The 16,181-nt window shown below is 69.3% G+C and carries 15 protein-coding genes; 10 read left to right on the top strand and 5 right to left on the bottom strand.

Translation table 11 applies throughout. The features are described from left to right. The first annotated feature begins 59 nt into the window (after positions 1-59). On the top strand, positions 60-860 hold the full coding sequence (locus ABNQ38_RS30385; RefSeq protein ID WP_377811016.1) for a CbbQ/NirQ/NorQ/GpvN family protein: 801 nt from the start codon (positions 60-62) through the stop codon (positions 858-860). A gap of 41 nt (positions 861-901) precedes the next feature. After that, a complete protein-coding gene (locus ABNQ38_RS30380; RefSeq protein ID WP_377811015.1) occupies positions 902-2,668 on the top strand; it encodes a nitric oxide reductase activation protein NorD in 1,767 nt (588 codons plus the stop codon). Here ABNQ38_RS30380 and ABNQ38_RS30375 read toward each other — a convergent pair. From ABNQ38_RS30375 to ABNQ38_RS30360, 4 genes are all read right to left on the bottom strand, one after another. Then, positions 2,647-3,828, bottom strand: coding sequence for an ABC transporter permease (locus ABNQ38_RS30375; RefSeq protein ID WP_377811014.1), 1,182 nt, complete (start codon positions 3,826-3,828; stop codon positions 2,647-2,649). The two genes, ABNQ38_RS30380 and ABNQ38_RS30375, sit on opposite strands and share 22 nt — an antisense overlap. After that, complete coding sequence (locus ABNQ38_RS30370; protein WP_377811013.1) at positions 3,825-5,051, bottom strand: ABC transporter permease; 1,227 nt, start codon at positions 5,049-5,051, stop codon at positions 3,825-3,827. Before ABNQ38_RS30370 ends, ABNQ38_RS30375 begins: the two co-directional genes overlap by 4 nt. A 1-nt stretch (position 5,052) precedes the next feature. Beyond that, positions 5,053-6,039: an HlyD family secretion protein gene (locus ABNQ38_RS30365; protein WP_377811012.1), complete on the bottom strand. Its 987-nt coding sequence runs from the start codon at positions 6,037-6,039 to the stop codon at positions 5,053-5,055. A 217-nt stretch (positions 6,040-6,256) separates the two neighbouring features. Next, positions 6,257-7,252 (bottom strand): LysR family transcriptional regulator, encoded by a 996-nt coding sequence (locus ABNQ38_RS30360; RefSeq protein ID WP_377811011.1) that lies wholly within the window; start codon positions 7,250-7,252, stop codon positions 6,257-6,259. 195 nt (positions 7,253-7,447) lie between these two features. Between ABNQ38_RS30360 and ABNQ38_RS30355 the strand changes: the two genes are divergently transcribed. Both ABNQ38_RS30355 and ABNQ38_RS30350 read left to right on the top strand, forming a co-directional pair. Then, entirely contained in the window at positions 7,448-7,726 is a 279-nt protein-coding gene (locus ABNQ38_RS30355) for a DUF4167 domain-containing protein (protein WP_377811010.1), read from the top strand. 332 nt (positions 7,727-8,058) lie between these two features. Then, on the top strand, positions 8,059-10,476 hold the full coding sequence (locus ABNQ38_RS30350) for a PAS domain S-box protein (RefSeq protein ID WP_377811009.1): 2,418 nt from the start codon (positions 8,059-8,061) through the stop codon (positions 10,474-10,476). A gap of 16 nt (positions 10,477-10,492) precedes the next feature. On the opposite strand, the gene ABNQ38_RS30345 is transcribed toward ABNQ38_RS30350, so the two are convergent. Then, the gene (locus ABNQ38_RS30345) at positions 10,493-11,290 is read right to left on the bottom strand and encodes a phosphodiesterase (RefSeq protein ID WP_377811008.1); all 798 of its coding nucleotides are present in this window, start codon (positions 11,288-11,290) and stop codon (positions 10,493-10,495) included. Positions 11,291-11,506: 216 nt separating this feature from the next. Here ABNQ38_RS30345 and ABNQ38_RS30340 point away from each other — a divergent pair, with 216 nt between their 5' ends. The 6 genes from ABNQ38_RS30340 (at position 11,507) to ABNQ38_RS30315 (ending at position 16,126) form a co-directional block, all read left to right on the top strand. After that, a complete protein-coding gene (locus ABNQ38_RS30340) occupies positions 11,507-12,808 on the top strand; it encodes an alanine racemase (RefSeq protein WP_377811007.1) in 1,302 nt (433 codons plus the stop codon). Between the two features lie 21 nt (positions 12,809-12,829). Beyond that, entirely contained in the window at positions 12,830-13,498 is a 669-nt protein-coding gene (locus ABNQ38_RS30335) for an amino acid ABC transporter permease (protein ID WP_377811006.1), read from the top strand. A gap of 14 nt (positions 13,499-13,512) precedes the next feature. Beyond that, entirely contained in the window at positions 13,513-14,163 is a 651-nt protein-coding gene (locus ABNQ38_RS30330) for an amino acid ABC transporter permease (RefSeq protein ID WP_174475026.1), read from the top strand. Beyond that, positions 14,150-14,878 carry an amino acid ABC transporter ATP-binding protein gene (locus ABNQ38_RS30325; RefSeq protein WP_174475025.1) on the top strand — a complete coding sequence of 243 codons (729 nt, stop codon included), beginning with the start codon at positions 14,150-14,152 and terminating at the stop codon, positions 14,876-14,878. Before ABNQ38_RS30330 ends, ABNQ38_RS30325 begins: the two co-directional genes overlap by 14 nt. Positions 14,879-14,944: 66 nt before the next feature. After that, positions 14,945-15,748 carry a transporter substrate-binding domain-containing protein gene (locus ABNQ38_RS30320; RefSeq protein ID WP_377811005.1) on the top strand — a complete coding sequence of 268 codons (804 nt, stop codon included), beginning with the start codon at positions 14,945-14,947 and terminating at the stop codon, positions 15,746-15,748. A 33-nt stretch (positions 15,749-15,781) separates the two neighbouring features. Next, complete coding sequence (locus tag ABNQ38_RS30315; RefSeq protein ID WP_098737421.1) at positions 15,782-16,126, top strand: RidA family protein; 345 nt, start codon at positions 15,782-15,784, stop codon at positions 16,124-16,126. The last annotated feature ends 55 nt before the right edge of the window (positions 16,127-16,181 follow it).

The following is a 16,181-nucleotide window of genomic DNA, read 5'->3' as shown; positions in this document are numbered from 1 at the left end:
TGTCGGACGATGCCCGCCGCCTTTCTCCGGGGCGAGACCAACGATAAGGAGACGCGCCGATGGCGCTGGATGCACACCGGATTCTGGAGGAGCCCTATTACCGGCCGGTCGCCGGGGAAGTGGCGCTGTTCGAGGCCGCCTATGCGGCGCGCATGCCGATGATGCTGAAAGGCCCCACCGGCTGCGGCAAGACCCGCTTCATCGAGCATATGGCATGGCGGCTCGGCCGGCCGCTGGTGACGGTGGCCTGTCACGAGGACATGACCGCGTCGGATCTGGTCGGGCGCTTCCTGCTCGATCCCGGCGGCACGGTCTGGCACGACGGGCCGCTGACCCAGGCGGTGCGGCATGGCGCCATCTGCTATCTCGACGAGATCGTCGAAGCCCGCCAGGACACCACCGTCGTCATCCACCCGCTGACCGACGCCCGCCGCATCCTGCCGCTGGAGAAGCGCAACGAGCTGGTCCAGGCCCATCCTGACTTCCAGCTGGTGATCTCCTACAACCCCGGTTACCAGAGCGTCCTGAAGGATTTGAAGGAATCGACCAAGCAGCGCTTCGCCGCCATCGAGTTCGGCTATCCGGACGCCGCGGTCGAAGCGGAGATCGTCGCCCATGAATCGGGCGTCGCCGCCGGCACCGCGGAGCTGCTGGTTCGCATCGCCGCAAGCTCGCGCAACCTGAAGGGCCATGGGCTGCAGGAGGGCGTGTCCACCCGTATGCTGATCCATGCCGGCCGGCTGGCGGCGCAGGGGATCGCGCTGGAGACCGCCTGCCGGATCGCGCTGGTTCTGCCGATCACCGACGACGCCGACGTGCGGGACGCCTTCTCCGCCGCCGTGTCGGCGGCGATTGCCTGATCCATCCCCGTTCGGGGAGAGGAAAGAGGACCGGAGGCCACATGCCCGACGACCAATCGCGCCAATTTCCCGCAGATCAGTTTCCCGCCGCCACCGCCTTCTCCACCGTCGAGCGCCGGCTGGTCGCCTATCTGGTCGCGCTGTGGCGGCTGCGGGTGCCGATCCGCCATGCCATGCCGGATGCGGCCGGCAACCCGCCGCGGCGGGTCAGCCTGGCGGACGGGCTGATCTGGATGCCTGGAACCTTCCGCGGCGTCGAGGGCCGCCGCTCCGGCGCGCTGTTCCGCGCCGCCCTGGTCCATGCCGGGGCGCATCTGCGCTTCACCGGCCCGCGCTTCCCGGCCGCCGGGCTGAAGCCGTTGCAGCTGGCGCTCGTTTCGCTGATCGAGGATGCCCGGGTCGAGCAGCTGGCGATGCGCGAGCATCCCGGCCTGCTGCGGGTCTGGCGGCCCTTCCACGTCGCCGAGCCGGATGGCGCCGGCACCGCGCCCGCCCTGATGGCGCGGCTGGCCCGCGCGCTGATCGACCCCGACTATCGCGACGACGATGCCTGGGTCGCCAAGGGCAGGCGGCTGTTCTTCGCGGCGGAGGCCGAGTGGGACAGCCCGGCGCTCAGCCGCCGGATCGGCGGGCTGCTCGGCAACGATCTCGGCCAGATGCGGGTGCAGTTCAATTCCAAGGACCATGTTGTCGAGCCGGCCTACCGCGACGACAGTCTCGGCCTGTGGGACCATGGCGAGGCGCCGCCGACCCCGCCCAGCGATGCCGAGACGGTGTTCGAGGCCTTCCGCACCGAACAGCAGGAGCGCGACCACGGCCGGCCCGACGAGCAGCTGGGGGAGGGCGCCACCCCGGCGCGGCTGTCCGCCACCGATGTGCCTGCCCGCGCGGCGGGGGAGGAGGAGATCGCCGCCCCGCCGCTGCGCTACCCGGAATGGGACTACCGCGTCGGCATCGACCGTCCCGACTGGGTGGTGCTGAACGAACGGCGGACCGAGCCCGGCGACCCCGCCGCCATCGCCCGCATCGTCGAGCGTCATCAGGCGACCGCCGACCGGCTGACCGCGCTGGTCCGCTCGGCCAAGGTCAGCCGGCCGGTGCGGCTGCGCCGCCAGCCGGAGGGCGACCGCATGGATCTGGACGCCTGCATCGACGCGATGGTCAGCCACCGCCGCGGCGAGGCTCCCGACCCGCGGGTGCATGAAGTTCTGGTCCGCCGCAACCGCGACCTGTCGGTCCTGCTGCTGCTCGACGTCTCCGCCTCAACCGGCGATCCGGTTGCCGGGGGCGGACGCAGCGTTCTGTCGCTGGAGCGGGAGGCCGCGACGCTGTTCGCCCAGGCGCTGGACGGGCTGGGCGATCCCTTCGCCATCGATGCCTTCCGCTCCAATGGGCGGCAGGATGTCAGCTATTACCGGATCAAGGCGTTCCGCCAGCCTTACGATGACGCGGCCAAGGGGCGGCTGGCCGGGCTGAAGGCCGGACTGTCCACCCGGCTCGGCACCGCGCTGCGCCATGCCGGCCGGCTGCTGGAACGGCAGGCGACCCACCGCCGCCTGCTGCTGGTGGTGACCGACGGCGAGCCGTCGGACATCGACGTCGCCGACCGCCGCTATCTGCTGGACGACGCCCGCCGCGCCGTGCTGGGGCTGGCGGCGCGGGGGATCGACTGCTTCGTGATCGGGCTCGATCCCCAGGGCCGCGATTATCTGACCCGGATGTTCGGGGTGCGCAACGTCATGGTGATCGACCGCGCCGAAAAGCTGCCGGAGGTGCTGCCGACCTTCTATCTGCGCCTGTCGACCTGACCGGGCCGAGGGGCGGGGGCTCCACGCCGGGCTGCGAGCGCAACGGCGATTGCGCCATAAAGCCCGGCCAGCGCCCACAGCGTCAGGAAGGGTTCGGCAACCTCGGAGAGGGGCGCCCCGAGCTGGGCCACGCGCACGAGCCCGTCGATTGCCGATGTGCTGGGCAGCAGCCGGGCGACCAGACGAACCGCGTCCGGCATCGATTCCTGCGGCCAGGAAAAGCCCGCCAGGAAGAAGACGGGCAAGCCGACCGCCGCGGTGGCGAGCTGGACCGCGAGCGGGGTGCGGAAGACCGCCGAGGCGATCAGGCCAAGGCCGCAGACGGCGAGGACGAACGGCAGCGCGAAGAGGAGAACGGTCGCGGGCGAGCCCAGGCGCGGGATGCCGTACAGATAGGGCAGGGCGATCAGGTAGAAGGGCAGGATCAGGGCTGCCGGCACCAGATAGGCCATGTATTTGCCGGTCACCGTCGCCAGCGGCCCCGCCTTCGGCTGGTTGGGGTCCGGGCCAGGGTCGGGGCCAGGGTCCGGGATGGTGCCGAGCAGGCCGGTTCCGATCAGCAGGAGCTGTTGCAGGATCAGGATGAAAGCCGCCGGCAGCAGATAGCTCGCATAGCCTCCCTGCGGATTGAACAGCGGCACCGCCGTCAGCGGCATCGGGTCGACGACGGCGCCGGCCAGAGCCGGATCGACGCCGGCACCGACCAGCCGCGCGCTTTCGACCTCCGCCCCGAGCGTCCTTGCCACCGCCGAGACGGCCCCGGCGATCCGCTGGTAGATCAGGAAATAGCTGGCGTCCGCATAGAGGGCGACCGGGGAGGGCCGCCCATGCAGCAGGTCGCGTTCGAAATTCCCGGGGATCAGCAGGATGCCCGACACCGTGCGTTCATAGACGGCGCGCTGGGCGCTGGGGAGGTCGGGCAGCACCAGGGCGACACTGACGTCGGAGGTCGCGTCGAGCCGGCGGACCATCTCCCGGCTGCTGGCGGTCCCGTCACGGTCCACCACCACGATGGGGACGTTGCGCAGCGCCTCGGTGAGGTAGGGCTGCGGATAGAACACGGCATAGATCGCCGCCGCCAGGATGAACACGGAAAAAACCGGGCGCACGGTGAAGATGCGGCGGAGCTCGTGGCGGAACACGGCGAGGACCGCTCTCATGACGCCTTCCCCTCGTGAACCGCGATGCTGCGCCCGCTGCGCGCCCGCCGGCGCCGGGCGCGCAGCCCCTCCAGACGCCATGCGGTCAGCCCGGCCAGCCCGATCACGAAAGCGGCGAGGACCAGCACCGGCGGCCAGGACAGGTCGGGCGGCGTGCCGCGGACGGTCTGGTCGATCCGTGCCGTCAGGTACCAGGTTCCCGGCAGCAGCGCCCCATAGCTCTGGGCGAAACCGTCCATGCCAAGGCGCGGAAAGCCGATGCCCATGAAGCCGAAGGCCGGTGCGGTCAGCAGCGTCCCGATGCTGACCGCCATCGCGGTGGAGCGCAGGAGCAGCGCCAGCAGGATGCCGAGCAGCTGGCAGGCTAGCAGGAACAGGATGCCCGCGAGGAGCAGAGTCCCCCGCTGGCCGCGCAACGGCAGATCGAGCAGGCTGAACAGGACGGAGTCGGCGAGGCCCAGAACCATCACCGACAGGATCGTGTAGGGCAGGACCTTCCCCGCCATGGCCGGCCACAGGCCACCGCCGAGCCTGCGCAGGATCGCCAGCCGGTGCCGCGTCTCGACATCCAAACCCACCGAATAGGCGGATGCCACGACCACCACCACCTGAAGCAGGCTGGGCAGCAGGGCCGCCAGCAGGAAATGGGCGTAATTCATGGTGGGGTTGAACAGGCCGTGGACCTGCACCGGGATCGGTGCCAGCGAAGCCTGGGCGGCATCCATCGGCTGGCCTTGGGCCGTCCGCAGCGACAGGCGGATGCCGGCCGCCACCGTCGAGACGGCATTGTTGACCCCGCGCAGGACGAGGTTGCCGGTGCTCAGCGTCTGGGCGTTGTAGAAGAACACGACCTCCGGCCGCCGGGCGGCCTTCACGTCCCGTTCCAGATCGCGCGGGATCATCAGCAGCCCGTGGACGGCGCCGGACAGGATCAGCCGGCGCCCTTCGGCAAGGTCGGCGACGCGCCGCGCCACCGCGACATCGGGCGTGGCGTCGACGGTGCGGACGATGGTGCGCGACAGGTCGGAGCCGTCGAGGTCGAGCACGGCGACCGGCAGGCGGGTGGCGAGACCGGCGCTGAAAATCGCCATCAGCAACCCCATTAGGCCAAGCGGCAGAAGGGTCACCAGCACCAAGAGACCGGGACGGCGCCGACGCAGCCAGACCAGTTCACGCTGGAAGACCAGCAGGAAGCCCGGACGCAACCCGGTGCGGGGCCGCATCTCAATGCCCCTGCCGGACCCAGATAGCGCTCATTCCCGGCCGCAGTCCCTCCACCGGCTCGGCTGGCACGGCCCGGACCTCGAAGGTCCGGAGATCGAAATCGCCGGTGGCGCGGGTCGCCCGCCACGTCGCGTATTGCCCCTGGACGTTGATCGTCGTCACCCGCACCGGGATCTCCGCCGAGCCGATTTTTGCCGACTTCAGGGCAGGAACGGTGACCCGGAAGCCGTCGCCGACGCTGAGCCCGGCCAGCAGATCTTCGCGCAGGTTGAAGGTGAACCACGGGTGGGCGATGTCCACCATGGAGAACAGCGGCGCGCCGGCGCTGAAATTCTCGCCAGACTCCGCCACCCTGGTGGTGATCTGGCCATCCATCGGCGCGCGGACGACCAACTCCTCCACATCGACGGAGCGCTGGCGAAGGGCGGCCTCCGCCTGCTTGACCTGGGCGGCGGCGAGGGCGCGCTCCTCCGGGCTGGCGCCGGTGACGGCGAGATGCAGGGCGGCCTCTGCCGATTCACGCTTGCGGACGGCCGCCTCCAGATTGCGCGCCGCCTCGTCGAGCCGGGCCTGCGGGGTGTTGCCCGAGCGGATGAGCTGGGCCTGCCGGCCGTAATTGTCCTGATAGAGGGTGACGTCGGCCTCCGCCGAGGCCAGATCGGCCCGTCTCGCGGTGATGGTTTCGGCCCGCGTGCTGTTGACCCGGTCGAGGTCGGCCCTGGCCACGCCGAGCGCCGCCTGGGCGGCGGACAGCGCCGCCACCAGCTGCGGGCTTTCCAGTTCGACCAGCACGGTTCCGTGTGCCACCCTGTCCCCGGTGTCGGCGCCCAGTCTGGCGATGCGGCCGGAAACGCGGGGGCTGATGTCGACCCGGTCGGCCGACACCTCCCCCTGGACGGTCAACGGCGGCGGCCGTGTCGCAAACCATAGGGTCGTGCCGAGCGCCGCGATGGCCGTACCCCCGATCATCCAGCGAAGAGCCCTCATTCCGCTCATCCCCCAAGCCTGCCCCGGACGCGACGCCGGTCCCGTTTCCTTGTGTGCTCGATGGGCTGATGTATTCGGTGAGAATACAGCGCGCGCCCGCGCCAATGCATCGCCGCCATTCATTGACGGCTGACAACCATATTCCGGCTTCAACGATGAAGAGGCGCTTCCGGTGCCGAATAACTACTTTGAAATTTCTGGATTCGGCAAATGAAGTTTATACAGCGCCATGATGAACGACGTTCAGTGTGTCCGGGTCGGCCATCGCGGCGGCAATCTGCTGGATCAGCCAGCAGGCGCCGGGGTCACGCTCGGCACGCTGGTGCCGGATCATGTCCAGGTTCACCCGCTGCGGTTCATAGGGAAGGTCGAGAATCGCCAGACCTGACTGTTCCACGGCCCGGATGGCCAGGAGCCTCGGCAGGGTCGCCACCATGTCGCTGACCTGCAGCAGCGGAGGGACGGCGGCATAATGCGGGACCGAGACGGCCACCCGCCCGGTCAGTCCCCTGTCGCTGTCGGCCGCTTCGAGGATCAGCCGTTCGACCCAGACCCGCCGGGATACGCCGCGGTCGTCGATGAACCCGTCGGTCGCCCCCTCTTCGCTGCCGGTCAACTCCACGACGACGTGGGGAAACTCGAACAGGCGTTCCCGTGTCACCGGCCCGGCGGCCAGCGGATGTCCGCGGCGGACCACCACGGCTTCCGATTCCTGGAAAAGCGTGGTGCGGCGCATGCGGTCCGGCAGGTCGGCAAACCAGCCGATTACGAAATCGACCCGTCCGTCGTCGAGTTGACGGACGACGTCCATGCGGTTGACAGGGAAGACCCGCAGATCGATCTGCGGCGCCAGCGGGGCGATCCGCGCGACGATGCGCGGCAGGACGATCACCGCCGCATAGTCGGTTGCGGCGATGCGGAAGGTCCGCACCGCCTCCGACGGGATGAAGGCCTTCATGCTCATCGCGTCGGCGATTCGTCCCAGGCCGTCGGCGATGCCGGACGACAGCTGGAGGGCGCGGGCGGTCGGTTCCATCCCGGAGGTGCCGGGGACGAAAAGATCGTCCTCCAGCGACTGACGCAGCCGGGCGAGCGCATGGCTGACCGCCGAGGGCGTGATCCGCAATTCCCTGCTGGCGCCGATCACGCTGCGATGCTGCATGACGGCTTCGAACACCCGAAGGAGATTCAGGTCCAGTCTGCGGATCGGCACGTTGTCGGTCCCATCCATGTCGGTTGAGGGGGACGGTTGGAGGGGGTGCGCCGGGTCCGGTCGCTTCGCACCGCCACACATCGCCGCCGGTCCGCATGCTGACGCGAATATGGCCGTCCGTCAAAGGGCGGCACGGCGCTACAGAATTTCCGCGCATCGCGGCGATGGGGAGCGTAGACTCTGCCGGATCGGAGGATGCCCCTCCCGTCTCAAAGGAAGTCCGTAAGCCCCATGCCACCCTCCAGGCCCCGCGTACCAGTGCCGCGACCGAACTTCAGCAAGTCCCGCTCCAACACCGGCGCATCGACCGGGGTCCGCCCGGCGCCCGCCCGTGTGAACGGATCGGCGGTGCAAAAACAGACCCAGTGGCTCGCCCGCGCCACCGATGCCGAACGCACCGGCGACAGTGTGGAAGCGGAGCTTTGCCGGCAGTATGCCGAGCATTGGTTTCGCGTCTCGCGCGGCCAGGAGTGAAGCCGGGCTGTCGCGAAGGCGAGCGAATGGACGCCTCCACCCGGTAAAGACGGTCGACGGCGTCTTCCCCGGGGCGTGAGCGGACCTTGTCCCGAGCATTCCCGCCGCCTATAAACAGGTATGCCTCAACGGAAGACTGTTTCAGTCCCGCCCGGTCCCGAACATCGAGCCGTTGCCGGACGATTGCGGGCTGAAAGCCACTCGCGCAGGCAGGGCAGATGGTCTGTGACCGCATGAGCGCCACCCTGCCGGACCTTGAGGCGTGCGATTGGAGCGCAACCCCGCTCGGACCGCGTGAGGGTTGGAGTCCTGCCCTCGATGCGATCTTCACGATGATGCTCGCATCCCCCTTCGCCATGTGCGCGACCTGGGGACCGGAACAGACGCTGCTCTACAACGCCGCCTATGTTCCCTTTCTGGGCAAGCGCCACCCGGCGGCGCTGGCGCAGCCGATTGCCGTCGTCTGGTCCGAGGTTTGGGACAAGATCGGCCCGCTCATCGCGCGCGTGCTGGAGGGCGAGGCGGTAAGCTTCACCGACATGCACCTCGTGATGACCCGCAACGGCTGCGAGGAGGACACGTGGTGGACCTTCGCCTACAGCCCGTTGCGCGACGGCGGACGGGTCGTCGGCATGCTCGACATCGCGACGGAAACGACCGCAGGGGTCACCGCGGCCCGGCAGCGCGACGCGGTCGAGGCCGAGCTGCGGGCGCGCAACGTGGCGCTGGAGCAGGAGGTTGCCGCCCGCACCGAAGCCGGCAACCGCTTCTCCACCCTCATCCAGCACCTTCCGGTCGGGGCGTGCCTGTTCGATGCCGATGGGCGGGCTCTGCTATCCAGCCCGCTTTTTCGCGAACTCCTGCCCGATCAACCCATCCCGTCCAGAATGACGAACTCGGAGGACGCCGACCGCTGGCGCAGCTTCGACGCCAACGGGGAGCGCCTGCCGCCCAGCCGCTATCCCGCCGCACGCGCCCTGCGCGGCGAGGTGGTCTCGCCGGGCATCGAGTTCCTCCACAGAAAGACGGACGGATCCGAGCGCTGGTTCGCCGTCAGCAGCGTGCCCCTGACGGACGGCGCCGGACAGGTCACCGGCGCCATCGCCATGCTCGAAGACATCGACCATCGCAAGCGCGCCCTGGAGACCGCCCGCACCGATGCCGAACGGGTCCAGCTGGCCCTGGCCGCCGGTGCGATCATCGGCACCTGGTTCTGGGACCTTCCGACCGACCGCTTCACGGTCGACGAGGCGTTCGCCGCGACCTTCGGGCTCGATCCGGCGCTTGGACGCGACGGCATCAGCCTGGCGCAGGTGGTCGAGACCGTTCATCCGGACGATCGGGCCGGTCTGGCCGAGGCGATGGGCGAGGCCATCGCGCGGGGCGGCCGCTATGCCCACCAGTACCGCGTCCGCCGGCATGACGGGCGCTATTACTGGATCGAGGCCAACGGGCGGGTCGATCTGGATGCCGACGGGACGCCGCGGGGCTTTCCCGGCGTGCTGATCGACGTGGAGGAGCGGCGCACCATCGAAGCGGAGCGCGACCGGGCGATTGCGGAGCTGCGTGCCCTCAACGACACGCTCGAACAGCGCGTCGCCGACCGCACGGCTGAGCTGATGCAGGCCGAGGAGAAGCTGCGGCAGGCGCAGAAGATGGAGGCGGTCGGCCAGCTGACCGGCGGCATGGCGCATGATTTCAACAATCTGCTCCAGGCGATGTCGGGCTGCCTTCAGCTGGTCGGGCGGCGCGCCGGCCATGTCGCCGGGGTGCAGAAGGTCCTGGAGTCCGGTCATCAGGCGGTGGACCGCGGCGCCAGCATGATCCGGCAGCTGATGGCCTTCTCGCGCCGTCAGAGCCTCGAACCCGAAGCCTTCGACGTCCGCGACCGCCTGCTGGGGATGCGCAGTTTCCTCGACCGGGCGCTGCGCGCCGACATCCGGCTGGAATTCGATCTGGAAAGCGGGTTGTGGCCGGCGATGGCCGACCCGGTGCAGTTCGAACTGGCGATCCTGAACCTCGCCACCAACGCCCGCGACGCCATTGCCGGAGCCGGCCGGCTGATGATCGGTGCCGGCAACGTCGAGCAGTGCGGCGAGACTGGCCTGCAAGGCCACTTCTTGCGGATCTGGGTGCGGGACAGCGGCCATGGCATGGCCCCGGCAATGCTGGAGCGGATCTTCGAGCCCTTCTTCACCACCAAGCCGGTGGGGCAGGGCACCGGGCTGGGTCTGGCGCAGGTCTACGGCTTCTGCCGGCAATCCGGCGGGATCGCGACCGTCGACAGCGTGGAGGGGCAGGGCACCACGGTGACGCTGTTGCTGCCGCGCGCCGGGACGATGCCCGTGGCGGCGGTCGATGCCCAGCGGGCCATGGTCGATGGCGGCGGCGCCAGCGTGCTGCTGGTCGAGGACGACCCGGTAGTGGCGCTGGTGATCGTCGCGGCCCTGGAGGAGATGGGGTATCAGGTCAGCCGCGCCACGACGGGGGAAGAGGCGTTGCGCCTGTTGCGGGACGGGGAAAGGCCGGATCTGCTGTTCACAGACGTGGTGATGCCGGGCGAGATCGACGGCGCGGCCCTGGCCGCGGCGGCGCGGGCCCTGCTGCCCCGGCTGGCGGTGGTTCTGACCACCGGCTACAGCGAGGACCGCGCCGCGCTGAAAGGCTTCCCCGTGCTGTCGAAGCCCTACCGGATCGAGGATCTGGCGCTGACCCTGCGCCAGGAGATCGACCGGAGCGCGAGGCTTTAAAGCAAGCTGTATATGTTCAAAAGAACGGGAGGGGGCCGGGAAAGTCCCCGACGGGCACGATATGGGTGACCAGCCCCGCGCCCTCCTGCCAGCGGTGAAGCAGGAAGGCCGGCGGCTCGACGTAGGAGGCCGGGTCGGCATCCGGCGCGAGCCGCAGCGCGATGGCCGTCGTCGTGCTGGGGGCCGTGACCAGCACCGTACCGGCGAAGCGGGCCAGCATGAAGCGGTGGACATGGCCGCACAGAAGGCGCTCGACCTGGGGATGGGCGGCCAGCACCGCCGCCAGACCCACGCCGTTCAGGCACTTGTACGCGTCGATGCAGGCAATGCCGCTTTCAAGGGGCGGCTGATGCAGCATGACGAGCGTCGGCCGCTCCGGCTCCTCCGACAGGCGCGCCGCGAGCCAGGCGCAGGCCTCCTCGCTGGCCTCCCCATGATGCTCGCCGGGAACGGTCACATCGAGGCCGACGATGCGCAGCGGCCCCTTGTCGTCCGCGGTGAAGTGGAGAGGCCCGGTTGCCGGCAGGTACGAGTGATCGGAGAAGGCCGTCCGGAAGGCTTCCCGGTCGTCGTGATTGCCGGGCAGCAGCAGGACGGGCTGGCGAATCGACCGCAGAGCGGCGCGCGCCTGCTCATACTCGGCCGCCGCGCCGCGATCGACGATATCGCCGGTGACGATCACAAGGTCGGGCGCGGGATCGAGCGCGTTCAGCTGACGAACGGCCGCGTCGAACATCGCATTCGAGTCGACCAGACCCTGGTACAGCTCGCCTCGCGGGCGGATGTGGGGATCGGACAGGTGGGCGATCAGCAAGGCGGCGGTCCCCGGTCGTGGTTCGGATCAGCCTAGAGGATCGGGGATGTTTTGCAAAACCCGATGAGCCGGTCTGCGACCTCCACCGGATGCGAAACCGGATTCTTTCCGAAGCCCTGATGACAACGTTGTCATTGCAACGGAACTGCAATATGATAACGTTGTCATCGGACGTTCGACGCTTCGTCCCCAACAGGCTGATCAGGATTGCCGCCCATGAGCATGTTTCTCGATGCCCTGCTCGACAGCAGTTTGGACGACAGCATCCGTGGGGTGCCGCCGGGGACGGCGCCGCTGCGGCTGCGGGACGTCGGCGCACAGGGCTGGCGGCCGGCTGCCGGCGACATGGCGCTGCCGGTCCTGACGCTTGACGAGGACGCCTTCGCCGCCAACCGCGACCTGATCCTTGCCTATGCGCGACAGCACGGGGTGGCGCTCGCCCCGCATGCCAAGACGCCGATGGCGCCGCAGATCGCCGCCGGACTGGTGGAGGCCGGGGCCTGGGGCGCCACCGTCGCCAATCTGCAGCAGGCCGCCGTCCTGCTGCGCGCGGGCGTGACCCGGCTGATCCTCGGCAACGAGATCGGCGGCATCGCCAGCGGCAGGCGGCTGGGCGCGCTGCTGGCCGCCCATCCCGACGCCGACCTGCATGCCTTCGCCGACTCCCCGGCGGCGGTCGCGACGCTGGCCGCTGCCGCCGAGATCGCTGGACGCCCGCTGGCCCTCCTGGTCGAGGTCGGCGCCGGTCGCGGCGGCGCCCGCGACCGCGCGGCGGTGGAGGCTATCCTCGCCGCAGTCCTCGACCATCCCGGCCTGCTGGTCCTCGACGGCGTCGCCACCTATGAGGGGGCGGTCGCGACCTCCGACCCGGCCGCGACCGCCGCCAACATCGCCGCCCTGATGGAGCGGACGGCGGAGGCCTTCGCCCTCGTGCGCGCGTTGGTGCCGGACCGGCCGCTGCTGCTCACCGCCGGCGGATCGGCCTTCTTCGACATGGTGGTCGCCGGTCTGGCGCCGGTCGCGAAAGCCGACGGCAACGCCACGCTGGTGCTGCGCAGCGGCGCCATCTTCTTCCACGACCATGGCACTTACGAACGCGCGCTCGGGGCGCTCGATGCCCGGCAGGGCTTCGCCTGCGGCGGCGCCACGGCCGCCGATTTCCGTCCGGCCCTGCGCCTGTGGGCGGAGGTGCTGACCCGGCCGGAGCCAGGGCTGGCGATCTGCGGCTTTGGCATGCGCGATTCCTCCTTCGACCAGGATCTGCCCCGCCCGCTGCGCATCCACCGCGACGGCGTGGCGCTGCCCGCGGACGGGCTGCGGGTGACGCGGCTGAACGACCAGCACGCCTTCGTCGCCGTGCCGGCCGGCCCCGACCTTGCCGGCCACGATCTTGCGGTCGGCGACATCGTCGAGTTCGGCATCTCGCATCCCTGCACCTGCATCGACCGCTGGCGGGTGCTGTTCGGCCTTGGCGCCGACGGTCGGGTGCGCAGCGCCTACCGCACCTTCTTCGGCTGACCCGAGGCGGCCAGATTCCCCATGCAGACATTGAATTTCCAGCAGATCTGGCGCTATCAGGACCAGCTGATCGACGGCACGCTGCACACGCTGCTGCTGACCCTGGTCGCCGCGGCCATCGGCACCGCAATCGGCGTCGCCGCGGCGGCGGCGGTGCGCAGCGGACCGCGCCCGGTGCGCTGGGCGATCCGCGGCTATGTCGAGCTGATCCGCAACACGCCGTCGCTGATCCAGCTGTTCGTGGTCTTCTTCGTGCTGCCGGGCTTCGGCCTGCGGATGGGGGCCTTCGAGGCGGCGTCCATCGCGCTCGGCCTCTATTTCGGCGCCTACTGCACCGAGATCGTCCGCGCCGGGCTCGACGCCATCCCCGGCAGCCAGGTCGAGGCCGGCCAGTGCCTGGGGCTCTCGCGCTGGCAGGTGTTCCGCTACATCGTGCTGCCGCCCGCCCTGCGCAGCGTCTATCCCGCCTTCACCAGCCAGTTCGTCCTGCTGCTGCTCGGCACCTCGCTGGCCTCGCAGATCTCGGCGGAGGAGCTGTTCCACACCGGCGGCTTCATCGAGACGCGCACCTACCGCAGCTTCGAGGTCTATGCCGTGATCTGCGGCATCTATTTCGCCCTGGTGATGACCTTCAAACTGCTGTTCGCCGCGGTGGGGCACCTCGCCTTCCGCTGGCCGGTTCGGCGCTGACGGAGACACCGGCCATGCGTTCCTTCTCCCTCGCCGATTTCCTGTCGCTGCTGAGCGCCCTGCAATGGACGGCCGTGCTCGTCCTCATCGCGCTCGGCCTCGGCGCGCCGCTGGCCCTGCTGCTCGCCCTGATGCGGACCAGCGCCAGCCGCGCGCTGCGCTGGACCGCCACCGCCTTCCTGCAACTGGTCCAGGGCGTGCCGCTACTCGGCCTGCTGATGTTCTTCTATTTCGGCATGCCGGTCTTCCTCGGCATCGAGATGCCGCCCCTGGTCGCCGTCGGCATCGCCATGACCGTCTACACCGCCTCCTTCCTCGGCGAGATCTGGCGCGGCGGCATCGAGGCGGTGAAGCACGAGCAGTGGGAGGCCGCCGCCTGCCTCGGCCTGTCGACCTGGCACCAGTTCCGCTACGTCATCGCGCCGCAGGCTTTCCGCATGGCGCTGCCGCCGACCGTCGGCTTCCTCGTCCAGCTGATCAAGGGGACCTCGCTGGCCTCCATCGTCGGCTTCGTCGAACTCGCCCGCGCCGGCCAGCTGGTCAGCGCCGCCACCTTCCAGCCCCTGCTGGTCTACTCGATCGTCGCGGCGATCTATTTCGCCGCCTGCCTGCCGCTCACCCTGTGGGCCCGTTCCCTGGAGGTCCGTCTCAATGGCGCTCGTTGACATCCGAAACGTTACCAAGAGCTATGGGTCGACCCAGGTGCTCAAGGGGGTGTCGCTCGACATCAAGGAAGGCGAGATCGTTACCATCATCGGCAAGTCGGGCTCCGGCAAATCGACCCTGCTCCGCTGCATCAACGCGCTGGAGCGCATCGACGGCGGCGAGATCACGGTGGAAGGCCAGCCGGTGCGCACCGACATGCCGAACCTGCGCGACTTCCGCCAGCGCGTCGGCATCGTCTTCCAGGCCTTCAACCTGTTCCCGCACATGACGGTGGAGCGCAACATCACGCTGGCCCCGGTCCTCAACAAGCGGATCGCCAAGGCGGAAGGCAGGGCGCTGGCGCTGGACGTGCTGGAGCGCGTCGGGCTGGCCGACAAGATCGACGCCTATCCGGCCCAGCTGTCCGGCGGGCAGCAGCAGCGCGTCGCCATCGCCCGCTGCCTCGCCATGCGCCCGCACCTGATGCTGTTCGACGAGGTGACCTCGGCGCTCGACCCCGAACTGGTCGGCGAGGTGCTGAAGGTGATGGAGGACATGGCGCGCCAGGGCATGACCATGGTGCTCGTCACCCACGAGATGGGCTTCGCCCGCAACGTCGCCTCCAAGATCGTCTTCATGCATCAGGGCCGCGTCTGGGAAGAGGGGCCGCCGGCCGAGCTCTTCGCCAACCCGCGCACCCCCGAACTGCAAAGCTTCATCGCCTCCGTCCGCTGAGGCATGGCCGAACCAACCACCGGTTCCCCGAGGACCGGACAACCACCAGAACAGAGGAGCAATGTCGTGAGACTCTTCCGGACCCTCGCCGCCGCCGTGGCGGTCTGCGCCACCGTCGCGCTCTCCGCCGCCGCCCTGCCGTCCGCCGCGAAGGCGGATGCCCTGCAGAACGTGCTGTCGGCCGGCAAGCTGCGCGTCGGCGTTCTGATGGACGCCGCCCCCTGGGGCTTCAAGGACGCCAAGGGCGAGGCCGCCGGCCTCGACATCGATCTGGCGAAGCTGATGGCCGCCGACATGGGCGTGAAGCTGGATCTGGTGCAGGTGACCGGCGCCAACCGCATTCCCAGCCTGCTCGCCAACAAGGTCGACGTGCTGATCGCCGCCGCCGGGGCCACGCCGGAGCGCGCCCAGCAGGTGACCTTCACCCAGCCCTATGCCGCGGTCAATCTCGGCGTCTACGGGCCGAAGTCGATAGCGAACGCCAGTGATCCGGAGGGGCTGAAAGGGCACAGCATCGGCGTCGCCAAGGGCTCGACGCTCGACATCTGGCTGACCGACAACGCCCCCGGCGCCAAGCTGGTGCGCTTCGAGGACACCCCCGGCGCCATCGCCGCCTATCTGGCCGGGCAGGTCGACACCTTCGCCGAGAACAGCGCCATCGCGCTGAAGGTCGCGCAGGACAATCCCGGCAAGGATGTCGAGCTGAAGTTCCTGATCCGCCAGTCGCCGGCTCATGTGGCCGTCCGCCACGGCGAACAGGATCTGGTCAACTGGATCAACACCTTCCTGTTCTACAACCGCCTGAACGGCAAGCTGGGCGCCCTGCAGATGACGTGGTTCAAGGAAAAGCAGACGCTTCCGCAGATGTAACCCGCCGTTCGGCATCCAAGAGAGGTTTTTTCGATGATCACCAGGTTCCAGGTCGGTTCGCGCATGAGCCAGGCCGTCGTTTGCCAGGGCATGGTCCACATCGCGGGCCAAGTCGCCAACAACCGCACCGGCTCTATTCACGAGCAGACCCGCGACGTGCTGGCCAAGATCGACGCCCTGCTGGCGGAAGCCGGCAGCGACAAGTCCAAGCTGGTCGCCGTCAACGTCTTCCTGCCGCACATCACCGACTTCGACGCCATGAACGAGGTCTACGATGCCTGGATCGATCCGGCCAACCCGCCGGCCCGCGCCTGCACCGAGGCGCGGCTGGCCGACCCGGACCTGCGCGTCGAGATGACGGCGCTGGCCGCTCTGTAAGCGGGCTTTTTCGGTGAACCGGAAGGGGCGCCGGGCAGCCGTTTGCCCCGACAAG

The organism is Azospirillum sp. A29 (assembly GCF_042604625.1).
GTDB classification, from domain to species: domain Bacteria; phylum Pseudomonadota; class Alphaproteobacteria; order Azospirillales; family Azospirillaceae; genus Azospirillum; species Azospirillum palustre.
The sequence above is the reverse complement of the archived record's forward strand: the minus strand, read 5'-3'. Positions and strand labels throughout refer to the sequence as shown.

Coding starts and splice junctions, on each gene's coding strand:
- ABNQ38_RS30385 (WP_377811016.1), top strand. CDS start 60: ATGGCGCTGGATGCACACCGGATTCTGGAGGAGCCCTATTACCGGCCG.
- ABNQ38_RS30380 (WP_377811015.1), top strand. CDS start 902: ATGCCCGACGACCAATCGCGCCAATTTCCCGCAGATCAGTTTCCCGCC.
- ABNQ38_RS30375 (WP_377811014.1), bottom strand. CDS start 3,828: ATGAGAGCGGTCCTCGCCGTGTTCCGCCACGAGCTCCGCCGCATCTTC.
- ABNQ38_RS30370 (WP_377811013.1), bottom strand. CDS start 5,051: ATGCGGCCCCGCACCGGGTTGCGTCCGGGCTTCCTGCTGGTCTTCCAG.
- ABNQ38_RS30365 (WP_377811012.1), bottom strand. CDS start 6,039: ATGAGGGCTCTTCGCTGGATGATCGGGGGTACGGCCATCGCGGCGCTC.
- ABNQ38_RS30355 (WP_377811010.1), top strand. CDS start 7,448: ATGCCCCTCCCGTCTCAAAGGAAGTCCGTAAGCCCCATGCCACCCTCC.
- ABNQ38_RS30350 (WP_377811009.1), top strand. CDS start 8,059: ATGATGCTCGCATCCCCCTTCGCCATGTGCGCGACCTGGGGACCGGAA.
- ABNQ38_RS30340 (WP_377811007.1), top strand. CDS start 11,507: ATGAGCATGTTTCTCGATGCCCTGCTCGACAGCAGTTTGGACGACAGC.
- ABNQ38_RS30335 (WP_377811006.1), top strand. CDS start 12,830: ATGCAGACATTGAATTTCCAGCAGATCTGGCGCTATCAGGACCAGCTG.
- ABNQ38_RS30330 (WP_174475026.1), top strand. CDS start 13,513: ATGCGTTCCTTCTCCCTCGCCGATTTCCTGTCGCTGCTGAGCGCCCTG.
- ABNQ38_RS30325 (WP_174475025.1), top strand. CDS start 14,150: ATGGCGCTCGTTGACATCCGAAACGTTACCAAGAGCTATGGGTCGACC.
- ABNQ38_RS30315 (WP_098737421.1), top strand. CDS start 15,782: ATGATCACCAGGTTCCAGGTCGGTTCGCGCATGAGCCAGGCCGTCGTT.